At 43.3% G+C, this 22292-nt stretch carries 21 protein-coding genes and 1 other RNA gene; 4 read left to right on the forward strand and 18 right to left on the reverse strand.

Annotation, left to right across the window (positions count from 1 at the left end):
• Nucleotides 1–2: 2 nt before the first annotated feature.
• From ispF to cysJ, 10 genes are all read right to left on the reverse strand, one after another.
• Complete coding sequence (ispF, locus tag BM329_RS00260) at nucleotides 3–476, reverse strand: 2-C-methyl-D-erythritol 2,4-cyclodiphosphate synthase (RefSeq protein ID WP_092547269.1); 474 nt, start codon at nucleotides 474–476, stop codon at nucleotides 3–5.
• Entirely contained in the window at nucleotides 473–1297 is an 825-nt protein-coding gene (gene ispD, locus BM329_RS00265) for a 2-C-methyl-D-erythritol 4-phosphate cytidylyltransferase (protein ID WP_092547453.1), read from the reverse strand. The genes ispF and ispD overlap by 4 nt, the downstream gene beginning before the upstream one ends.
• Nucleotides 1298–1327: 30 nt before the next feature.
• Entirely contained in the window at nucleotides 1328–1621 is a 294-nt protein-coding gene (gene ftsB, locus BM329_RS00270) for a cell division protein FtsB (protein ID WP_092547271.1), read from the reverse strand.
• Nucleotides 1622–2002: 381 nt separating this feature from the next.
• Complete coding sequence (gene cysC / locus BM329_RS00275) at nucleotides 2003–2644, reverse strand: adenylyl-sulfate kinase (RefSeq protein ID WP_092547274.1); 642 nt, start codon at nucleotides 2642–2644, stop codon at nucleotides 2003–2005.
• On the reverse strand, nucleotides 2645–4087 hold the full coding sequence (gene cysN / locus BM329_RS00280) for a sulfate adenylyltransferase subunit CysN (protein WP_092547276.1): 1443 nt from the start codon (nucleotides 4085–4087) through the stop codon (nucleotides 2645–2647). It abuts the gene before it with no gap.
• Between the two features lie 11 nt (nucleotides 4088–4098).
• Nucleotides 4099–5007: a sulfate adenylyltransferase subunit CysD gene (cysD, locus tag BM329_RS00285; RefSeq protein ID WP_092547278.1), complete on the reverse strand. Its 909-nt coding sequence runs from the start codon at nucleotides 5005–5007 to the stop codon at nucleotides 4099–4101.
• Between the two features lie 10 nt (nucleotides 5008–5017).
• The gene (gene cysG, locus BM329_RS00290; RefSeq protein WP_092547455.1) at nucleotides 5018–6472 is read right to left on the reverse strand and encodes a siroheme synthase CysG; all 1455 of its coding nucleotides are present in this window, start codon (nucleotides 6470–6472) and stop codon (nucleotides 5018–5020) included.
• Between the two features lie 322 nt (nucleotides 6473–6794).
• Nucleotides 6795–7529, reverse strand: a complete 735-nt coding sequence (locus BM329_RS00295; protein ID WP_092547280.1) for a phosphoadenylyl-sulfate reductase — start codon at nucleotides 7527–7529, stop codon at nucleotides 6795–6797.
• On the reverse strand, nucleotides 7526–9274 hold the full coding sequence (gene cysI / locus BM329_RS00300) for an assimilatory sulfite reductase (NADPH) hemoprotein subunit (RefSeq protein WP_092547282.1): 1749 nt from the start codon (nucleotides 9272–9274) through the stop codon (nucleotides 7526–7528). Before cysI ends, BM329_RS00295 begins: the two co-directional genes overlap by 4 nt.
• 1 nt (nucleotide 9275) lies before the next feature.
• Complete coding sequence (gene cysJ / locus BM329_RS00305; protein ID WP_092547284.1) at nucleotides 9276–11099, reverse strand: NADPH-dependent assimilatory sulfite reductase flavoprotein subunit; 1824 nt, start codon at nucleotides 11097–11099, stop codon at nucleotides 9276–9278.
• 276 nt (nucleotides 11100–11375) lie between these two features.
• On the opposite strand from cysJ, the gene queD reads away from it, so the two are divergent.
• On the forward strand, nucleotides 11376–11741 hold the full coding sequence (gene queD / locus BM329_RS00310) for a 6-carboxytetrahydropterin synthase QueD (RefSeq protein ID WP_218153247.1): 366 nt from the start codon (nucleotides 11376–11378) through the stop codon (nucleotides 11739–11741).
• A gap of 34 nt (nucleotides 11742–11775) precedes the next feature.
• Here queD and queE read toward each other — a convergent pair whose 3' ends face one another.
• Nucleotides 11776–12447, reverse strand: coding sequence for a 7-carboxy-7-deazaguanine synthase QueE (gene queE, locus BM329_RS00315; protein WP_092547288.1), 672 nt, complete (start codon nucleotides 12445–12447; stop codon nucleotides 11776–11778).
• 169 nt (nucleotides 12448–12616) lie between these two features.
• Here queE and BM329_RS00320 point away from each other — a divergent pair, with 169 nt between their 5' ends.
• On the forward strand, nucleotides 12617–13993 hold the full coding sequence (locus BM329_RS00320) for an amino acid permease (protein WP_092547290.1): 1377 nt from the start codon (nucleotides 12617–12619) through the stop codon (nucleotides 13991–13993).
• 100 nt (nucleotides 13994–14093) lie between these two features.
• Here the strand turns inward: BM329_RS00320 and BM329_RS00325 are convergent, their stop codons facing one another.
• From BM329_RS00325 to smpB, 4 genes are all read right to left on the reverse strand, one after another.
• A complete protein-coding gene (locus BM329_RS00325) occupies nucleotides 14094–14861 on the reverse strand; it encodes an endonuclease/exonuclease/phosphatase family protein (protein ID WP_245758977.1) in 768 nt (255 codons plus the stop codon).
• Between the two features lie 1015 nt (nucleotides 14862–15876).
• Nucleotides 15877–16464, reverse strand: coding sequence for a tail fiber protein (locus tag BM329_RS14920; RefSeq protein ID WP_245758978.1), 588 nt, complete (start codon nucleotides 16462–16464; stop codon nucleotides 15877–15879).
• A gap of 765 nt (nucleotides 16465–17229) precedes the next feature.
• Nucleotides 17230–17593: a transfer-messenger RNA gene (ssrA, locus tag BM329_RS00340) on the reverse strand.
• 50 nt (nucleotides 17594–17643) lie between these two features.
• Nucleotides 17644–18126: an SsrA-binding protein SmpB gene (gene smpB / locus BM329_RS00345; RefSeq protein ID WP_092547469.1), complete on the reverse strand. Its 483-nt coding sequence runs from the start codon at nucleotides 18124–18126 to the stop codon at nucleotides 17644–17646.
• Between the two features lie 167 nt (nucleotides 18127–18293).
• On the opposite strand from smpB, the gene BM329_RS00350 reads away from it, so the two are divergent.
• Both BM329_RS00350 and BM329_RS00355 read left to right on the forward strand, forming a co-directional pair.
• The gene (locus BM329_RS00350) at nucleotides 18294–18728 is read left to right on the forward strand and encodes a type II toxin-antitoxin system RatA family toxin (RefSeq protein WP_092547292.1); all 435 of its coding nucleotides are present in this window, start codon (nucleotides 18294–18296) and stop codon (nucleotides 18726–18728) included.
• Nucleotides 18721–19014 (forward strand): RnfH family protein, encoded by a 294-nt coding sequence (locus BM329_RS00355; protein ID WP_092547294.1) that lies wholly within the window; start codon nucleotides 18721–18723, stop codon nucleotides 19012–19014. The genes BM329_RS00350 and BM329_RS00355 overlap by 8 nt, the downstream gene beginning before the upstream one ends.
• Nucleotides 19015–19065: 51 nt before the next feature.
• Here the strand turns inward: BM329_RS00355 and bamE are convergent, their stop codons facing one another.
• The 3 genes from bamE to nadK all read right to left on the reverse strand — a co-directional run bounded on the left by bamE (nucleotide 19066) and on the right by nadK (nucleotide 22191).
• Complete coding sequence (gene bamE / locus BM329_RS00360; RefSeq protein ID WP_092547296.1) at nucleotides 19066–19410, reverse strand: outer membrane protein assembly factor BamE; 345 nt, start codon at nucleotides 19408–19410, stop codon at nucleotides 19066–19068.
• Between the two features lie 112 nt (nucleotides 19411–19522).
• Nucleotides 19523–21196 carry a DNA repair protein RecN gene (gene recN, locus BM329_RS00365; RefSeq protein ID WP_092547298.1) on the reverse strand — a complete coding sequence of 558 codons (1674 nt, stop codon included), beginning with the start codon at nucleotides 21194–21196 and terminating at the stop codon, nucleotides 19523–19525.
• Between the two features lie 116 nt (nucleotides 21197–21312).
• A complete protein-coding gene (gene nadK, locus BM329_RS00370; RefSeq protein WP_143101187.1) occupies nucleotides 21313–22191 on the reverse strand; it encodes an NAD(+) kinase in 879 nt (292 codons plus the stop codon).
• Nucleotides 22192–22292 lie beyond the last annotated feature (101 nt).

Consider the following 22292-nt stretch of genomic DNA (forward strand, 5'->3'; position numbering starts at 1 on the left):
GCTTATTCCTTTACCAGCAAAGCCACTGCTTCACAGGCAATACCTTCTTTACGACCAATAAATCCCAGTTTTTCTGTGGTTGTTGCTTTAACGTTAATATCATCCATAAGGCATTCAAGATCTTCTGCCAGATTGACTCGCATCTGGGGAATATGAGGCAGCATTTTCGGGGCCTGTGCAATAATGGTGATATCCAGATTCCCAATCCGGTAACCTTTTGCACGGATACGGTGGTAAGCTTCTTTCAGCAGTTCACGACTATCTGCCCCTTTAAAGACAGGATCGGTATCAGGAAACAATTTACCAATATCACCCAGCGCGGCCGCGCCCAACAGGGCGTCAGTGGCAGCATGTAAAGCAACGTCACCGTCTGAATGGGCAATGAGTCCTTGCTCATAAGGAATACGAACACCCCCAATAACCAACGGCCCTTCTCCGCCAAATTTATGCACATCAAAACCGTGTCCAATTCTCATACAATAGATTCCTTAAATTTTCGGGATAGGTAAAACTCAGCCAATGCCAAATCTTCAGGTTGAGTGACTTTAATATTGTCTGCTCGTCCATTAATTAATACAGGATGATAACCGCAATACTCCAGTGCCGAAGATTCATCGGTGATACAGGCATTTTCTGCAAGTGATTTGATCAGGCAATCCCGTAATAGCTGCAAAGGGAATAGCTGTGGGGTCAGGGCATGCCAAAGCCCATTGCGGTCAACAGTATAGTCAATGGCGGAATGGTAATTTGTGGGTAATTCTTCTTCTGATGGCGGCATCATGCGCTTCATGGTATCCCTCACCGGTGATGCCAGAAGGCCACCACACACATCAGGAAACTCTTCGCTTTGATCAATCAACCGTAGCAAGTTATCAAGGTCACTTCTATGGAGGCAGGGACGGGCTGCATCGTGTACTAAAACCCAGATTTGTCTGTCTGTCGGCAAACCAGATAAGTAATCCAACCCAGACAATACGGAATCTGCTCGTTCCTCTCCGCCCTTCACTGTGGTAATGCGTGGATCTGAAGCGATACTCAGTTGTTCGAATTGTGTATCAGCAGGATTAAGAGCAACAATGATGCTCTTAATACGGGGATGTTCAAGCAATGCAGCCAAAGTATGTTCAAGGATAGTTTTGCCGGCAACCTTGAGATACTGTTTTGGGCAATCTGATTTCATCCGGCTACCAATGCCCGCAGCCGGGATCAATGCAACTATTTCAGAAAAAGCATTGTCGGCAAGAGAACTATCAGCAAAAGAGCTATCAGCAGGAGAATGATACGTTGAATTATTCATTGCAATTAATTTATTTTTCTGATTCAAAGACTATTGTGCACTTTGTCTCGAGGTATCCGGCACCATACGGTAAAAGGATTCTCCCGGCTTAATCATGCCTAATTCATTACGGGCACGCTCTTCAATCGCTTCTTGCCCTCCTTTAAGATCTTTGATTTCAGCAAATAGCTGATCATTGCGGGCCTTAAGCTTAAGGTTATTGACCTCTTGCTTATCGACCTCAGACTTAACCCGCACATAATCGTGAATACCATTTTTACCGAACCACAGCGAATACTGTAACCAACCAAGTATAAGCAGCAATAGTAGCGTTAGTTTGCCCATCTCCCCCCCTGAAAACCCGCTAATCATCCCACAACTGAAAGCATGACGCCACTCACTATCCAAAACTGCTTATAAAACATGCTCGAAAGACATGGTAATAAGATGTAATGGAAATTGATGGAATTAAATGTCTGTGTACCCTTTGTCTTCCAATTAATAACTTTGTTGCTGAAACTCGAAATTCATTGGGTATATACACAATGGATTTCAAGTTGCATCGCGACGGCAAGAGAGCAAATTCCCGGGAGCATAGATAACTATGTGACCGGGGTGAGTGAGCGCCGCCAACAAAGAGGCAGTTTGAAAGACGAAGTGTATAGAAACACATTATTCCACTCTCAATAATAATGTGTTTCATGATGATTTGTTCAGGGGAGAGAATTAAGCAGGCAAAATACCATCGCTTTTCAGTATAAAAAGCAATTTTTCGATCAATGTCTCCACTGGCTGTGAACCATCCAAATAAATATCAGGCTGTTCAGGTGCTTCATAAACAGCATCAATGCCCGTGAAGTTACGCAGTTCTCCTGCTCGTGCTTTTTTATATAGCCCTTTGGGATCACGGGCTTCGCACACTTCTAATGGTGTATCGACATACACTTCAATAAATTGCCCCGCTTGCATGAGTTCACGTACTTTTTGCCTTTCTGCTCTATTGGGGGAAATAAATGCTGTCAATACAACCAATCCAGCATCAACCATCAATTTAGAGACTTCTCCGACACGTCGGATATTCTCCCGTCTATCCGCTTCGGAAAACCCCAAATCACTACACAGGCCATGACGTACATTGTCACCATCCAGCAGGTAAGTTTTGATCCCCTGCAAAAACAAGGTCTGTTCCAGTGCTCCCGCAAGGGTGGATTTCCCAGAACCGGATAGCCCGGTGAACCAAATTACAAATGCTGGATGCCCATTCGCAGTTTCCCGTTGTTTCCGATCCAAGGCGTGTGAATGCCAGACAATATCAGGGGAAACGATATCCGAAGCAACAGGTGAAACGGGTGTTTTATCCTGAGACACTTATTTTCCCCCCAGTAAGTCATGAGCGCCCCAATGTGGAAAATGACGGCGGACTAATCGGTTGAACTCCAGTTCAAATTCACTGTATTCCCTGGATTCTTCGTAAACATCGGTTTGAACTTCACGTACTAATCCGGCACCGACAGTGACGTTAGTCAAGCGGTCAATAAGTATAATGCCGCCGATATCCTCATTTTGTGCATAGCTGTCGAGCAATAGTGGTTCATTAAATGAGAATTCCACCAGCCCAATCGCGTTCAGCGGCAATTCAACTGCAACCTTCTGCGTCAGGTTGTTAATATCTACCTGATATTGGACATTCTCGACTTTTCCTCGGCTCTTTCTGCCTGCAACTTTGATATCCAGACTTTGCCCCTGAATCAATGGCTGCTCTGACATCCATACAACATCAACCAAAGCATGGCGGCTGGTCTTCATTTGATCTTCAAAGGCAATCAACAGATCTCCACGACTGATATCAATTTCATCTTTTAATACAACGGTGATCGCTTCTCCAGGTACAGCAAATGGCAAATCACCACTAAAAGTGACTATTCTTTCCACCGTAGAAACTGAACCTGATGGCATGACTTTGATTTTTTGGCCTTGACGTAAAACTCCTGATGATAAGGTACCGCTGTATCCACGAAAATCGAGATCCGGACGGTTAACATATTGCACAGGAAAACGCAGGGGTTGTTCTGCCAATTTTATCTGTACATCCACGCTCTCAAGGATATCCAGTAAAGTTTCCCCGGTATGCCATGCCATCTTTTCGCTGCGAGTAACAATGTTATCTCCTTCCAATGCCGAAATTGGAACAAAATAAATACTTAGGTTAGCGGGTAATTGAGCGGCAAAATTCAAGTAATCCTGTTTGATCTGCTCAAATATCTCTTGTCGATAGCCCAGCAAATCCATTTTATTCACCGCCACAACCAGATGGCGGATACCCAGCAAGGTGCTGATAAAACTGTGGCGGCGAGTTTGTTCCTGAACCCCTTTTCGCGCATCAATCAGCAAAATGGAGAGATCACTAGTTGAAGCACCTGTCGCCATATTACGGGTATATTGTTCATGCCCCGGTGTATCCGCAATGATGAATTTACGCGTTTCCGTGGAGAAATAACGGTATGCCACGTCAATGGTGATGCCTTGTTCCCGCTCAGCGGCTAACCCATCAACCAATAATGCCAAATCCAGTTTTTCGCCCTGAGTTCCGATCCGCTTGCTGTCACTTTGTAGCGTCGCAAGCTGATCTTCATAAATTTGGCGGGTGTCATGCAGCAAACGGCCAATCAATGTGCTTTTTCCATCATCAACGCTGCCGCAGGTTAAAAAGCGCAGCAATCCTTTATCCTGCTGTGCATGCAGGTAAGCTTCAACACCGCCTTGCTTTTTAATCTGGCTGGCGATGATTTCGTTGTGTGCAACTGCTGGCATATTTGAACTCCTTAAAAATAACCCTGACGCTTTTTCAGCTCCATCGATCCGGACTGATCACTGTCAATCAATCGCCCCTGTCGTTCACTGGTTGTCGATATCAACATTTCTTCTATGATTTCTGGCAATGTTTCTGCTTCCGATTCCACAGCGCCTGTCAGCGGCCAGCAGCCAAGTGTTCTGAAACGTACTTTACGCTGGCTGATGACTTCTCCAGATTTTAAATCTATGCGCTCATCGTCAACCATAATCAACGCTCCTTCGCGCTGTACAACCGGACGAGGTTTGGCGAAATAGAGGGGAACGATATCTATCTGTTCCAGATAGATATATTGCCAGATGTCCAGCTCAGTCCAGTTGGATAGCGGGAATACGCGAATGCTTTCCCCTTTGTTGATCTGACCGTTATAGTTACGCCAAAGCTCCGGACGCTGGTTTTTGGGATCCCAGCGGTGGGAACGGTCACGAAACGAATAAATACGTTCTTTAGCCCGCGATTTTTCTTCATCTCGCCGTGCTCCACCGAATGCGGCATCAAATCCGTATTTATCCAGTGCCTGTTTCAGCCCTTCTGTTTTCATAATGTCAGTATGTTTTGCACTGCCATGAATAAAAGGGTTAATCCCCAGCGCTTCTCCTTGCGGATTACGGTAAGTCAGTAATTCAAAACCATATTTTTCCGCAGTGCGATCGCGGAAGTCATACATATCCCGAAATTTCCAGCCGGTATCCACGTGCAATAAAGGAAAAGGCAATTTTCCCGGGTAGAATGCCTTGCGCGCGAGATGCAACATCACTGAGGAATCTTTTCCAATCGAATATAGCATCACAGGATTAGCAAATTCAGCCGCCACTTCCCGAATGATATGAATGCTTTCAGCTTCAAGTTGCTGTAGATGAGTCAATCTTTTTTCGTCCATTGACTGTTCCTTATACGAAATCAATAACAGCTGGGCGACTTACTTGAACTCCAGCGTTTTCTTGATCAATCAGTTGAATTTGATCAACGGACTGCTGCCTAAACCATGCTATCTGGTGGTGGAGTTGAACCACCTCTCCTACCACAAGCAAAGCAGGCGATGGTGCTTTCTGCGCCAACCGTTCCAGTTCAGATAACGTTCCGGTTAACACTTGCTGTTCAGGGCGGGTACCACAACCAATCACGGCAACGGGAGCATTGGGATCTCGGCCATGTAAAATCAATTTCTGGCTGATCAAAGCAGATTTCATGATGCCCATGTAAATTGCCAGAGTTTGGTTGCCCCGCGCGAGTGCAGGCCAATCCAGTTCATTGCCATTTTCACGGCAATGTCCTGTAATAAAAGTGACGCTTTGTGAATGTTCCCTGTGGGTCAATGGAATGCCGGCATAAGCCGAAGCACCTACCGCCGCAGTAATTCCGGGAACAACATGAAAAGGTATCCCTGCCTCTGCTGCAACGAGTAGCTCTTCTCCTCCTCGACCAAAAATAAACGGATCACCACCTTTCAGGCGAACCACTTTTTTCCCCTGATTCGCTAATTTTATGATAAGCGCATTAGTTTCTTCTTGTGGAACGGCATGGTTTCCTGCTCTTTTGCCAACACAGATTTTATCTGCGTCGCGGCGCACTAACTCCAGAATTTCTGCACTCACCAGATGGTCATAAAGTACAACGTCAGCTTGCTGGATGACTTGCAGACCTTTTAACGTCAGTAATCCCGGGTCTCCCGGCCCTGCGCCGACCAAAGCCAGTTCTCCTTGTGTCTGAATCTGAGTTTGCACCAATTGCTGTTCGAGTTGCTCTTCGGCTTGTTGTAATTGCCCATTGGCTATCAGTGTGGAAAAGCGTCCATTAAACGCCTTTTCCCAAAAGTGGCGCCGCTGACGGATGGCAGCAAACCGCTGTTTCACCCGTTCACGCCAGTTTCCTGCAATTTTTGCCATTGTGCCAAGATGAAATGGCAGTAAGGTTTCCAGTTTTTCTCGCAGTAATTTTGTCAATACCGGGGATTTTCCTGCCGATGAAATTGCTACGATTACCGGAGAGCGATCGATGATTGATGGAAAGATTGCTGAACAAAGAGGTTGGTTATCAACAACATTGACTAAAATAGCGCGACTGTTGGCTTCCGCAAAAATATGCTGGTTGAGTTCGTGATCATCAGTGGCTGCAATCACTAAAAACACACCATCAAGATATTCTGTTTTAAATGTTCCTTCCCGCCACTCAAATTCCCCCTTTTGATAACGTTGCTGTAGTTCAACATGTAATTCAGGGGCAACAATCGTTAATGCTGCCCCTGTACTCAACAATAAGCCCGCCTTGCGGGAAGCAATTTCCCCTCCCCCCACCAGCAGTACAGATCGAGCTTTAAGCTCAACAAATAAGGGTAAATAGTCCACAATGAGATCATCCAGTATTAGAGCTAATATCATACATAAGCTCTTAATTATTATGATTGCCAGATAATATACACTTCGTCTTTCAAACTGCCTCTTTGTTGGCTGCACTCGCTCACCCCGGTCACATAGTTATCTATGCTCCCGGGGATTTGCTCTCTTGCCGTCACGAAGCAACTTGAAATCCATTGTGTATAAAGATATGAAACTTAAATATATGAGGCTGCGATCAGGTTATGAAATGTCAAAAAGGAATTATTTGTTCCTGAATCGCATAAGGTAAATTTTCTAACTCGTCATAAAGTCAATTAAGTAATTTAGTTTTTTAGCTTTCGTGCAAGCCACATTCACGCTTTAAACCGAAAAACCGGGTTTGTTCTTCGCTCATGCCCAATTCCCATTTTTGGGTTGTATGAGTATCCCCTACAGAAAGGTAACCCTGCTCCCATAGTGGATGGTATTCAAGGCCATGTTGTGTCAGGTATTGATGCACTCGCTGGTTATCCCAGTCAATAATTGGCAGAATTTTGAAAACCCCTCGCTGAATTGCCAATACTGGCAAATTAGCGCGGCTTTCTGATTGCTGACGACGCAAACCAGCGAACCAACTTTGTGCTTGCAGCGTGTTCAATGCACGGTTCATCGGCTCGACTTTGTTGATCTGGTTATAACGTTCAATGCCTTCTGTTCCTTGCTCCCATAATTTGCCATAACGTGCTTCTTGCCAGACAGGGGAATGTTCTGCACGAAAAATCTTTAAGTTCAATTTAAGCTTTTCGGTTAGTTTATCGATAAATTGATAGGTTTCAGGGAATAAATACCCTGTATCAGTGAGGATCACAGGAATATCAGGATATTCCTGTGTCACCAGATGCAAGCAAACTGCCGCCTGAATACCAAAGCTGGAAGAAAGTACAAATTCGCCGGATATATGTTCCAATGCCCAACGAACACGCTCACGGGCATTCAGAAATTCCAGTTGTTGATTAGTTTCAGCCAGCAATGAGGTTTGCTGCTCCTTTGTCAACAGTATCAGCTCTGATAGATTCAAACGGCTCATACGGCCTCCTGCCAATCGTAAAAATCGACCGCTGAATTCAGTACCGGCTTGATAATATCAGTTCGGATCAGAAAATCACCAAAACATTCATCGACACTACGTTCTTGTGCCCAGCGACCAATTAATTCGTCCAGTATCTCCATGATCGCTAATGATGTGATATTTTCCTTGTACATACGAGGGATTCGGCTGCCAATTCGGTTTCCACCCAAATGCAAGTTGTAGCGGTCAAGGGCTTTACCCACCAGACCAACTTCTGCCAGCATCGCTCTGCCACATCCATTCGGACAACCTGTCACACGTAATATGATCTCTTCGTCACCAACACCATGTTTTTCCATTAACGCATCAACACGGTCGATAAAAGCCGGCAAGAAACGCTCTGCTTCAGCCATTGCCAATGGGCAAGTAGGAAACGAGACGCAAGCCATAGAATGATGCCGTAAGGTTGTCACGCTATCATCAATCAGGCCATGAGCGCGGGCTATTTCTTCAATCCGCGTTTTTTCACTTTCCGGTATCCCCGCTACAATCAGGTTTTGGTTGGCGGTTAGCCGAAAATCTCCTTGATGGATTTTCGCAATTTCTGCGATCCCCGTTTTCAACGGATTACCGGGATAATCCAATAAACGGCCATTCTCAATAAACAGGGTTAAATGCCATTGATCATCAATACCTTTTAACCAACCAATTTGATCACCCCGGCCAGTGAATTCATACGGTCGGACTGTTTCAAATTTCACGCCAGCACGCTTTTCAACTTCTTGTCTGAAAGTTTCAACGCCTACGCGCTCAAGGGTATATTTGGTTTTGGCGTTTTTGCGGTCAGTTCGATTACCCCAATCACGTTGAGTTGTGACTATTGCCTCCGCAATTGCCAGTGTGTGTTCCAGTGCAATGAAGCCAAATTCACTCGCCAACCGCGGAAAGGTTTTTTTGTCACCATGAGTCATGGCTAACCCCCCGCCCACCAGCACGTTAAAACCAATTAATTGGTCATTTTCCGCGATGGCGACAAAGTTCATATCATTAGCATGCAAATCCACATCATTTTGCGGCGGAATAACTACCGATGTCTTGAATTTACGTGGCAAATAGGTTGCGCCAAGAATAGGCTCTTCGTCAGTTGTTACGATTTTTTCTTTATCCAGCCAGATTTCAGCATATGCGCTGGTGCGCGGTAACAGATGTTCTGATATCTTTTTTGCCCATTCATAAGCCTGTTGGTGTAAGACAGATTGCACCGGATTGGATGTGCACAGGACGTTACGGTTGACATCATTGGCAGTTGCCAATGAATCCAGCCCTATTTGTGCCAATAATTGATGCGCAGGTTTCAGATTGTCCTTCAAAATACCATGAAACTGAAACGTCTGTCGGTTGGTCAATCGAATGCTTCCGTATAACGTATTTTCTGTCGCAAATCGATCAATGCCCAGCCATTGGCTCGGGGTAATAATGCCCCCCGGCAAGCGGCACCGCAGCATCATTGCATGGCGTGGTTCAAGTTTTTGTTCTGCGCGCTCAGCCCTGATGTCACGATCATCTTGCTGATACATACCGTGAAAGCGGATGAGGAGAAAATTATCCCCCTCAAACCCGCCTGTCAGCCCATTTTTCAAATCTTCACTGATCGTTCCCCGCAGATAATTACTCTCTAATTTCATGCGTTCACTGTCTGCGAGTTTACCTTCAACGATCAAAGGAACTATCTTTTCATTGTTTTCATTATTCACATTGCTCATATTAGTAAACATCCCTCTGATAGCGGCGCTCAAGGCGCAACTCACTCAAGAATTCATCAGCCTGCTCAGCATCCATACCACCTTGTTGTGAAATAATGTCCAAGAGTGTTTGCTCTACGTCTTTTGCCATACGATTCGCATCACCACAAACATACAGATGTGCACCATCTTTGAGCCAGCGCCAAATTTCGGCGCCCTGTTCATGCAGTTTGTCTTGTACATACACTTTATGTTGCTGATCTCGTGACCATGCCAGATCAATGCGAGTCAGCAAGCCATCTTTCACGTAGCGCTGGAATTCAACCTGATAAAGAAAATCTTCAACAAAATGTGGATTACCAAAAAACAGCCAGTTCTTACCTTCAGCGCCCTGACTGTCACGCTGTTGCAAGAATGCACGGAAAGGAGCAATTCCCGTCCCCGGACCAATCATGATGACGGGTGTATTAGGATCGGGGGGTAAGCGAAAATTGTTATTCTGCTCAATAAAAATTCTGATATTGTCGTCTTCCTGCAACCGATCAGCCAGATAACCTGATGCACCGCCAGTACGAACCCGCCCTTCAATATCATAGCGAACAACTCCCACAGTAATGTGGACTTCGTTTTCGACTTCAGCTTGTGAAGAAGAGATGGAATAGAGGCGTGGTGTCAGTGGACGCAACAAATCAATAAATTGCTGTGCTTCTGGGTGTGAAGCAAATTCCCTGACCATATCCACGATGGGTTTTTGCTGGGCATATTGCTGCAATGCCTGTTTGTCAGCCACTAATCCCAGTAATTTTTCATCTTTTGCTAATGCTGCGTATTTCTCAACAATCACTCCTGTATTTTGAGTCAGTTCTACACAACCGATCAGTGCTTCACGCAATGTGAATAACTGGTTATGTACATTGACCTGTTCTGAACCGTCTAACCAAAGTAATGCAATTAATTCATCCACCAAGATAGGATCGTTTTCATACCAAACCCCAAGGGCATCCCCCGCCTGATAACTCAGACCAGAATCTCCCAGATCAATTTCAATATGACGCACATCTTTGTCAGATCCGCATCCTGTGATTTTTTGGTTAGTCAGCAGTGATGCTATCAGAGGTTTTTCTTTGGTATATATCTCCTTCAATGCGCTTTCATTCACTGAGTTCAATTGCTCAGTTGAAACAACGGGTTGACCAGAAACAGGAGATTTCACCTGTACTGATAAGCGTTGTTTCAAAATATCCGTAATTTTCTGGCACCATTGTTCAGCTTGCTCTTGATATTCCACATCAGCATCAACACGATCCAGTAAGCGTTGCGCACCCAGTTCATTCAGTTTGTTGTCAAAATCTTTTCCTGCCTGACAGAAATTTTCATACGAAGTATCTCCCAGACCAAATACAGCATAAACAATCTCTTTCATTGATGGAGCTTTTTTAGAATAGAGATATTTATAGAGTGCTATCGCTTCTTCGGCTGGTTCACCTTCACCTTGTGTTGAAGCAATAATAATCAATACCCGTTCTTGGGAAATTTGCTTAAACTTATAATCACCTGCATTCACCAAATTTACACTGAGATTCGCAGCCTTTAGCGAATCTCTAAGTTGTGCAGCTAAACGACGGGCATTGCCTGTTTGTGATGCAGAAAGCAAAGTCACTGTTTCCTGCACAGGAACGACAGATGTAGTTATCTCAGTTTGCGGCTGGTGGTTTACCATTCCCCAAAAATAGCCAGATAACCAAGCTAATTGGTGTGGAGAAAAATCACTGATTGCGGTTTGCAGACGTGATAATTCTTCTGAAGGAACAGGTAAAAATGGAGTTGAAGGTGGTTTAGCGGTCATTGTCCAGTACCCTATGCTTATAGCCAGTTCCATGCTGTAAAAGTTCATTAAAAAGTGTAGTAATCATAAACATGGAGTGCTTATCAGGTTATCCCAGATCAGGGTGAGTATTTAAAGAAAGGATTGCAATATCTCATAACCAAAACGCCTAACTTTATTTACAGATTTAATATATCGATAAAGTCGTTAAGTGTTGTGTCTTATTCCTCCAGAAAAATCGCGTTAAGCTGACAAAGTTCATGTAGAATAGCCGGCCTTTTGAATTCAGGGAAAAGCATCATGAATACAACTATCTTTAAAGATTTTCAATTTGAAGCAGCTCACCACCTGCCACATGTTCCTGAAGGACATAAGTGTGGGCGTCTGCACGGACATTCATTTATGGTACGCCTGGAAATCACTGGGGACGTCGACCCTTTTACTGGCTGGATCATGGATTTCGCCGATGTAAAAGCTGCATTTAAACCTATTTGGGAACGGCTCGATCACCACTATCTCAATGAAATTCCTGGACTTGAAAATCCAACCAGCGAAGTCTTGGCCAAGTGGATATGGGGGCAGTTAAAGCCAACATTATCCCAACTCAGTGCTGTGATGGTCAAAGAAACATGTAGCGCGGGTTGCATTTATCGTGGTGAGTAAGAATTCAGCACCAAAACTTGGTGCTGAATGAGTTTTAAGCGATATTTAAATATTTATGGGTCTGCATAGAAAAACGCCAATTACGGGCAATACAAGTTTCTATGCACAGGCGGGTCGCTTCTTCTTTCTGGCTGATGGGTTGCAAAGCAATAATCGGAACAGGATTTCCATCAAGCATCGTTAGTAATTCATCCAAAGCTTCGATATCGCGTTCCCGTCCGACAGGATGTTTGATTTCATCTGCTCGCTTCATGGCTTCAGGCAAGACCTGACATCCACCACGCATTTTCACTTTTGGTGAAATGGTTACCCATGTTTTGTCAGAACACAGGATGGTATGTGTACCACTTGTTTCTATTTGACATTGATAGCCTTCACTTTCTAATGTTTCGGTTAAAGGACGCAAATCATATAAACACGGTTCTCCCCCGGTAATGACAATATGGCGCGCACTGTAGCCTTGACGAGTGAAAATATTAATTAGCTGTCTTGCTGTAGCCACTCCCCACAGATCACTGTCTTGCGTTTTCAGTAAAATGTTTTGCATCGGCTGCTGTTTATCAGCTTCTTTTTCCCACGTATGTTTGGTATCGCACCAACTACACCCTACCGGACATCCCTGTAAGCGAATGAAAACCGAAGGAACACCGGTAAACACGCCTTCTCCCTGTAAAGTTTGAAAGATTTCATTTATTGGGTAAATCATAAAAAAACTCTGGTTTTACTAAACTACCCGTTATTATTACAGATATCTATCCCGCGAACATCCTTCTTTATGGTAAGGTACGAGGTTGCTTTTACTGGCATCTGATGCCAGACAGAGCTTCGTATGCCTGAAATACTCTCTGGCATGAAAGGATAGATGGGAATAACGAATGCAAAATAATGAAAATCAGCTTAAACAGGGCCTGAGCGGGCGGCATATCCGCTTTATGGCTTTAGGCTCTGCGATAGGCACAGGGCTGTTTTATGGCTCAGCAGCAGCAATTCAGCAAGCTGGTCCCGCTGTATTGCTAGCCTATTTAATCGGCGGTGCTGCCGTATTTATTGTGATGAGAGCACTTGGCGAAATGGCTGTTCACCATCCCGTTTCCGGTTCTTTTTCACAATATGCCAGTCATTATCTGGGGCCTTTAGCTGGTTTCCTGACTGGTTGGATCTATGTTCTTGAAATGCTGTTTGTTTGCTTAGCTGATATTACTGCATTCGGCATGTATATGAAACTTTGGTTCCCTCATGTTGATCAATGGATTTGGGTTCTGGGTATTGTATGCCTTATTGGTGCCCTGAATTTATGCCACGTAAAAATTTTTGGCGAAATGGAGTTCTGGCTTTCTATCATTAAAGTTACTGCCATCATTGCCATGATTATCGGCGGGCTTGCCATTATGTTTTATGGTTTCGGGCAATCCACTGAACATACTACTGGTCTGTCCAATTTATGGGAACATGGCGGTTTCATGCCAAATGGCATCACTGGAGTAATAGCTTCGCTCGCTATTGTTATGTTCGCTTTTGGTGGTATAGAAGTTATTGGTATTACTGCCAGTGAAGCTAAAAATCCAGAAAAAACGATCCCTCAGGCAATCAATGCTGTCCCATTTCGTATCTTGATTTTCTATGTCATGACGCTGTGTATCCTGATGTGTATCTATCCGTGGAATCAAATTGGTCAAGATGGAAGCCCATTCGTACAGATTTTCTCCAACCTGGGAATTAACTTCGCCGCGAATATCCTGAATGTCGTGGTAATTACAGCGGCTATTTCCGCTATTAACAGTGATATTTTTGGTGCTGGTAGAATGATGTATGGCATGGCTCAGGAAAGGCAGGCACCCGAGTCATTTAAAAAACTAACCCGCAACGGTGTGCCGTGGATGACTGTCCTCGTCATGATTATAGTTTTGCTGTTTGGCGTGGTTTTAAATTACTTGATCCCTAAGGAAATATTCGTCCTTATTGCATCTGTCGCTACATTTGCAACTGTCTGGGTATGGTTGATGATCTTAGTTTCCCACGTTGCCATGCGCCGCCAAATAAGTGCTGAAGAAACCAAGAAATTGAAGTTCCCTGTACCGATGTGGCCAATAGCTCCTATAATGACAATCTTCTTTATGATCAGTGTCATCGTATTGCTGGGTTATTTTGAACAAACAAGAGATGCGTTATATGTCGGTCTAGGTTGGGTATTCGTTCTAACCCTGGCTTATTTCTGTAGTGTGAAGAGAAAACTATCAATAGATCGGCTCTAATCAGTAAATGACTCATGTTTCAAAAAGCGTCGGAATTAACTGGCGCTTTTTTTATTTTTTTACTGCAAGATCAATGAATTTTTTTGTCTATGAGATAGTATCACAAAGAAAAATTCACCATCAGCGGATTATGATCAGAAGCCCCCGTCATTACAACTGTCGCCCGCGACACTTTTAATTCCCGATAAAAAACAAAATCCAACGGTTTGCCAAAGACGATCGTTCTATGATCGTCATTAAAATACACTTCTTTTAGTTGCATTCGATATGCAAAATGCTCCAAGATTTTTAATCTCTGTCGGCTCCACGCATTAAAATCCCCAGCAAAAATCACAGGGCCATGATGTAAGCTTATATAGATACCGATGTTATTCAATTGTCGGCTATAAACATCAACACCGAGGCTAAAGTTAATGGCATGCACGTTGATTACCATTAGCTGGCGTTTATCTGGTAATAAATAAATAGTGATTAATGATGATTTAGATAACCTGAGTATCGGCTCTTTTTCACGAAGTGGGCAACAGTAAATCGGTGCAGATGACGCTAATGTCATTACGCCTGATGGATGCTGAGGTATGGCAAACGCTGGAACTTGATCTGCGATTAATCCGCTGATTGAAAGAAATTTTAATAACTCTGGGCTGGTTTGTGCTTCTTGCAATAAAATAAGGTCGCTCTTCTCAATCAGTGAAGTCAGAACACTTTTCCATAATGGGCGTTGCTGCTTGTAAATATTCCAAATAGCGACAGAAAGCTCACTATTATCAGCAAGAATTGGTTCTCCATGTGGTAACGCTGCCTCCTCTAATAATTTCCTGGAAGTGGGAAAAACATGCTCCGCTGTCTGCCCCGCAGAATATCGCATGGCATAATTTTTTTTCGCGCGCCTTGTGTTTATAAGTTTCCTTTCATACAACTTTCTCGCATAGCTTTTTATTGCCAAGCTTACCTCCACTATACATCTTCCTCCATTCGATTTAACTAATATGACATAGCCATGATTGATTTCAATCTTATACGCACAAAAAACTCACACAACGGTAAAATAATATTTTGGATAATAATAACGCAGAATTAACGCAACGTTGCTGCAAAAGAAGTCTGTCTGAAAGACAATGGAGAACAATTAACAATCAAAGCTGTTAATTTTAATCGAGTAGGAGACGGGATCACTCCCGTCGTCCTCTCACACCACCGTACGTGCGGTTCCGTATACGGCGGTTCCTATCTGCATTAAAAATTATTTCAATTTCAATACATGAGTCTGTTTCGTTCATTGTGTTGTCCGCGTAATCTAAGCACCTCAATAAGCCTTCCAAACTTCCGTTCTTTCTTGCTTTATTATTCAGGCCTATGTTATTCACATAGCTTATGCCTACAACTCGCTCAGAGAACACATGTGACTTGCCACTCGTGATAGGTTCAGTCCTTCGTGCTATCAGTTAATTAGCACTACTACGATGTCTGCTGACACAGGGGGTTATTGGCTTGGGGTGTTACATGGCGGCATCTCTTCCCCGAAGAATAACAACGGGCTGGAACTCATCTATAATTCCCGAAGGTTATCGCCTAGTACTACAGACGTACTGATCATTCTGATGAGGAACTTACTTCATATAACAGATTGAAATCATGCAAACCCGCTGCTTATTGCTTACTGGGCAACACATTGATTTTATGAACTTTATGACTGTAGCACTAGACGTCCGTGTCCAGATGCCGGAGGATTCGGTGTGGAATCAGGAACAGGTATTGGTGCCTGATCCTCAGCAGGCACATAGTGCCACGTCAGCCGTCAATAAATAGCCAATAGAGGAGATTAGCGGGTAGTGGGGTGAAAACAGGGGCGGTATGCCCCTGAAGGTTAGTGCGTATTTTCGTTATTCTCGATAAAAAATCTGAATAAAATTAGCACCACGGCCATTTATTACAGTAATATGTGTCGAATTGTCAGAGAATTTGAATTCTAACCACACCCAGTAATTATTAGGGCCAGCTAATCTTTGTTCAGTTATGCCATCAACAAGAGGAACTGGTAGTGCTTGATGCCGTGCATTTAACCCGCTCAATCTGATAAAAGTGATTACTTGTCCACGTAAATCAGCAGGAATAGAAATGGTTGAGTTCACATTCCAAGATCCAATGACTGATTTTATAGAGCCTTTAGTTTGAGGTTTTGTGGCGTTTTGGTTAGCGGTACTGGCTAAATCATATGCTGCTTTTACTGCCTTTGGCGTTGCTGCCATAGTTTCGCTATTACTACCGACATCATTGCTCAAGATAACAAATCCCTTATCTTGCAGTGTTGCATTTGGATGATTGCGGCTTAGGGCGTGCTCTTCAATAGCTTTTTTGACATATTCAGGGGTTGGAACAGCAACAAAATAACCATCTTTAGGGGTTGAAACGACAACAAGATCACCATCTTCTGAGACTAGTACATCAGGCTTTTTATCTTGAATGCTCATATTTATTCCCTTATTTAATCAACAATATGTATTGCTAAATAACATGAAAGCGGTCTACTTCTCCGCCTGTGAACATCAATAAAATAGGTTCATTAATACCGGAGAGAGCTTCTGATTAGGATGGCACTGAATGGCTGTTTGGAAATTAATAAAATCCATATCTCACTGATAAAACTATGGGATAAGGTGGATTTCTCACCTTTAACGCTTTGATTTCTCTTAATTTCCGTATGGTGCAGGTTTAGATACGGATAATTCCATATGTTAAATGGACTGCCTGATGGTGATTATTCTTCCTTCCCATCCTTGCCTTTGAACTAGCTTCCATTTCTTTGACAAAGTTACACCTGATTGCCAAATATCATCAAAAAATTTGAACATTTAAAACTACTGTTTATATGTACAGATAGAGGATGGTTCTGATATGAATTTCAGCCGTGGATTTTTCAGATTTTATTATAATGACCGTTCTTCAATATCGCTTTTGGGGAAGGTGATCGGAGGGGTAAGTGAGACTCAAAACGGGCAAAAATGGCGTGTATTCTTGTTACATTTTTTTTACAATTAGAAACACATTAACTATAAATAAAAACACCTCAGAGGAGGAGTCTGAGGTGTTTAGAAAAAGAGCCACGTATCTTTTGCGTATCTTTTGCGTATCTTTTGCGTATCTTTTTAAGGCCTTTTACTGTCATGACAGTGACCAACCAACTTTGCTAACTTGCTGTTTTTCAAGTTGTTGTCCTGATACTGTCCTGCCAAATTTGGTGGAGCTGGCGGGAGTTGAACCCGCGTCCGAAATTCCTACATCCTCGGTACTACATGCTTAGTCTAGTCTTCACATTCACTTGTCAGCTGCGGACAGACACGCCACTAACAAACTAGCCTGATTGGATTTAACGCTTCAACCCCAGGCAGGGCATCCACGCGATCTCTTTTTGGTTTGACCTCTCTTGATCCCCGTCCTAAGAGCTGAGGCTAGGGAGAGAGGGCTCTGCGCAGGTTATTAAGCTGCCAGTGCGTAGTTTTCGTCGTTTGCGACTATTATTTTGCGGCTTTTAACGAGGCCAACCGCCCCTCGGCATGCACCTTGGGTTTCGCGAATCCCGTCGAATCCAGAATCAGCCCCAAGTATGTTAAACGCAAGTATATCAGAATATTGGGAGATAATGCTAGCTATTAACGCCCTGAATTCTTCATAATTCTCGCTCTGTCTAATTTCCATTCACGTTCTTTGATGTCTGAACGTTTATCATGCGCTTTTTTACCTTTTGCAACGCCAATTTTGATTTTGCTCCAGGCATTTTTCCAATACATGGAAAGCGCAACGATGGTATAACCTTCGCGATTAACCCGACCATACAGAGAATCAAGTTCACGCTTGTTAAGGAGTAATTTGCGCAATCTCGTTGGATCACAAACTACATGGGAAGAAGCAACATTCAATGGTGTGATTGTGGCACCAAAAAGATAAGCATCACCATCTTTGAGCAAAACATAACTCTCACTGATGTTAGCCTTGCCAGCGCGCAGTGATTTGACTTCCCAACCTTGTAGGGATAAACCTGCTTCGAATTCTTCTTCAATGAAGTATTCGTGGCGGGCTCGCTTATTCATGGCAATTGTTGCCGAACCGGGTTTGTGTACTTTTTTCTTTGTCATAATGCGTTGTATTATACTGTATGCGTTGATGAAAGAAATCTCTTCTGTATGATATTTAGCGACAAGTACGCATTTATTGTTATTTATTGTTCCAAATGTCACCAGGTTTTTATGTAACCACATTTAAGTGATACTATTCAGCGCTGTTACGTTTAACAGGAAATGATATGCCACAGATTAATCGCTCTGCGTTAGTGCCTTACAGCGTGGAACAAATGTATAAATTGGTCAATGATGTAACGTCTTATCCGGATTTTTTACCGGGATGCGTGGGGAGTCGAGTAATCAGCAGCAGTAATAATGAAATAACAGCTTCTGTTGAGGTCTCCAAGGCTGGAATAAGTAAGATTTTCGTGACGCGTAATACGTTATTCGATAACAAAAGCATTAATATGCAGCTTGTTGATGGGCCTTTTCGTAAATTGATGGGTGGATGGAATTTTACTCCGCTGAGTGAGGATGCCTGTAAAGTTGAGTTACATCTCGATTTTGAATTTACTAACAAGTTGATTGAATTGGCTTTTGGTAAATTATTCAAGGAATTGGCAGGCAATATGGTTCAGGCGTTTACTCAACGGGCACGTGAGGTTTACCGTGTCTAAGATCAATATCGAAGTCGTTTATGCTCTGCCTGAACGGCAATATCTGTGTAATGTGAAATTACCTCAGGGAGCAACTGTCGAGCAGGCAATTGTTGCATCAGGTCTTTTGACATTACGCAAAGATATCGATTTGACCAAGAATAAAATTGGTATTTATAGCCGCCCTGCCAAATTGACTGATATGTTAGAAGAGGGGGATCGTGTAGAAATTTATCGCCCTCTGATTGCTGATCCAAAAGAAATGCGACGTAAGCGAGCAGAACGAGCTAAAAATAATGCTCAATGATGCGTATTTATTCGCCAGAGCAACTACTGGCGAATAAATAAAATCCAAACATTACTGTTTCTCTGGCAGTAATTTTTCATTTTTGATGTCGGTCAGTATGCCTGCGTTATCAAAGGTAAGTATCAGGGATTCCTGAAAGACTTTTCCATGCCCAGGTTGCAGGCGGAATATGTAATACCAAGTTTGGCTTCCGAACGGATCGGTCAGCATTGGTGTTCCCAAAGTATAAGCAACTTGCTGTTGGGTCATTCCCTTCTGGATTTTTGATACCGCAGCCGACGTCAGGTAATTCCCTTGATTAATATAAGGACGATAAACAATTCGCTCAAACATGGAGCAACCCGCAGTCAGCATAACAAGTGATACAGTAGCGGCAGTCAACAATTTACAGCGCATAGTAATTACATTCCTTTAGGAGTTAAGCCGTCGATAATAATAAACATTGAAGAGATTGAAAACCTCTACACGTTTACCTATGACTTCAAGTATACAAAAAAGTTGTATTAATTTATGCCGCTAACAGTTCTTTTGCATTAGCCAGTGTGTTTTTTGTTACTTCGTTGCCTGCCAGAAGCCTTGCAATCTCTTGAAGTCGTGCTTTTTTGTCCAACAGTTGCATTTGGGTCTCAGTTTTTTCCCCATCAGTTTGCTTACTGACATAAAAGTGTTGGTGACCACATCCGGCGACTTGAGGTAAATGAGTGACACACATGACTTGGGTTGATTCTCCCAATTCACGCAATAGACGCCCAACAATCGCTGCTGTCGGGCCACTGATGCCTACATCAACTTCATCGAAGATGAGTGCAGGTGTTTCCATTTTCTTAGCTGTAATCACCTGAATTGCTAAAGCAATACGGGAAAGTTCCCCACCTGATGCTACTTTTGCCAGTGATTGGTGAGGCTGACCGGGGTTGGTTGTTACTTTGAATTCAACTTTACTGGCACCATCAATATTTAGGTGTTCTGGCTCAAAAGTAATATCAATGGTAAAGCGACCATGTGGCATGGAAAGTTGGTGCATGCTGTTTGTTATCAGCTGGCTTAATTCCACCGCATATTTCTGACGAATATGGTGCAGTCTTTCTGCCACATTCAGGGCTTGTTGGTAGTGTTGGCTGACAAGTTCGCTAAGATGGGCACAATCATCTTCTTGCCGGGATAATTGGTGTTGTTCTTCCAGCAATTGTTGATGCAAAGCTGGCAGTTCTTCTGGGGCCACGTGATGTTTGCGTGCAATGCTTATCTGTTGGGATATTTTCTGTTCCAGCTCGAATAACCGATTAGGATCTAATTCCAGTTGATCACTGTAGTGACGCAATTCATCACTGACTTCATTAATCTGAATAGCCGCTTCTTCCAACATATTCAGTAAATTGCTGAGCTTATGATCCATGCTGGCAAGTTCTGTTAATTCACTTCGCGCATAGTTGAGAAGGCTGACGATGTTCTGCTCATCGTTATCGTTTAGGATTTGGAGAACATTTTGACTGACGGACAAGAATTGCCCACAATTTGCCAGACGTTTATATTCGCTATCCTGTTCCTGATAATCGCCTAATTGTGGTGACAATTCATTGAGTTCTTTCAGGTGATATTCCAATAATTGCTGGCGCGAACGACGTTCGAGGGCTTGTTGTTGAAATTGAGAAAGAGCCTGACAACTTTGTTGCCATTGTTGGTAAGCCAGCTTCATTTCATGTTGGAGTTCAAAATCGCCCGTGTAAATATCCAGTAAACGCCTTTGGTGACGATTTTCCAGCAACAATTGATGAACATGTTGCCCGTGGATTTGAATCAGATGTGAACCCAATTCACGCAGTTGAGAAAGAGGTACGGCTGTGCCATTGATAAAGCCGCGAGAGCGCCCATCAGAGGTAATTGTTCGGCGCAGTAGGCACTCATTATCATCATCAAAATTGCCATCAAGCTGGTGAATTTCGAGCCATTTACGTGCTGAAGGGGCATCAGCCAATGAAAAACGGGCACAAAGATCAGTACGTGAAGCATCTGCCCGAACCATATTAGCTTCGCCGCGATTGCCGAGGCATAAACCCAATGCATCAATCGCAATAGATTTACCGGCCCCGGTTTCGCCAGTTATTGCTGTCATTCCTGAGCGGAAATCAATTTCAAGTTCACGAACAATAGCAAAATTACTGATGGTTAACTGAGTCAGCATCATGCCCCTCCTGCTTTTTACTGTGTATAAAAACATGTCGCTGTGTATAAAAACATGTCTGTGCTTTCATACAGTATAAACTGGTTTTTTATACAGTAAAGTAGGAGGGCTTGTTTTTAGAACATTTTTTTCGACCAGCCTAATTTTGTACTCAGTGTGTTGAAGTAATTATAATCTTTCGGATGAATCAAATGCAGATTATATTCACTACGCTTGATAATCACTTGTTCACCATCCTGTATTGGCAGGACGATTTGGCTATCGCAGCTTACTTCATAGTCATTGCTGTTTCGGGAAAATTTTAGGCGAATGCTGCTTTCGCTGCTGATAACGAGAGGACGGGCAGAGAGGGTGTGTGGAAACATCGGTACCAGCACGATAGCATTCAAGTTTGGTGTTAATATTGGCCCGCCGGCAGATAGAGAATAGGCTGTGGAACCCGTAGGGGTTGCTATGATCAGGCCATCTGAACGCTGGGAAAAAGCAAAACGTTCATCAATATAAACTTCGAATTCGATCATATGAGCAACTTTACCTGGATGTAGTACCACTTCGTTCAAAGCAGTACTCCGTCGCGATTTTTGCCCTTTTTTCGTGACTTGAGCTTCGAGCAGAAAACGTTTTTCGTCCCGATATTCACCATCCAGAACTTCAGAGAGTTGCTGTAAGGCGTTATCGGGATCTAAATCAGTCAGAAAGCCTAAATTACCGCGGTTGATACCGACGACTTTGATATCATAGCGGGATAATACTCTGGCGGCACCGAGCATATTGCCATCTCCACCTACAACAATGACGAGATCGGCAATTTTACCGATTTCAGTCAACCCTCCAGTTTGGGCATCTTTTAAATCAATGTCTTTCGCAACTTGTCTATCCACAATGACGCAATAACCTTTAGATACCAGCCAATAGTAAAGCATTTCATGGGTGGCCAGTGCCTCAGGGTGACGTGGACGACCGACAATACCGATGCATTTGAATTCATTATTCATTGCTGTTATTTCCTTTAGCATATGGTTTTGCCCTCACAATATGATGTGTTCCCTTGAATCCCGCGTTTTGATCCCCATAATAAGCGAGAATGGCGAAGATA

This window comes from Xenorhabdus koppenhoeferi (assembly GCF_900116635.1).
GTDB lineage: Bacteria > Pseudomonadota > Gammaproteobacteria > Enterobacterales > Enterobacteriaceae > Xenorhabdus > Xenorhabdus koppenhoeferi.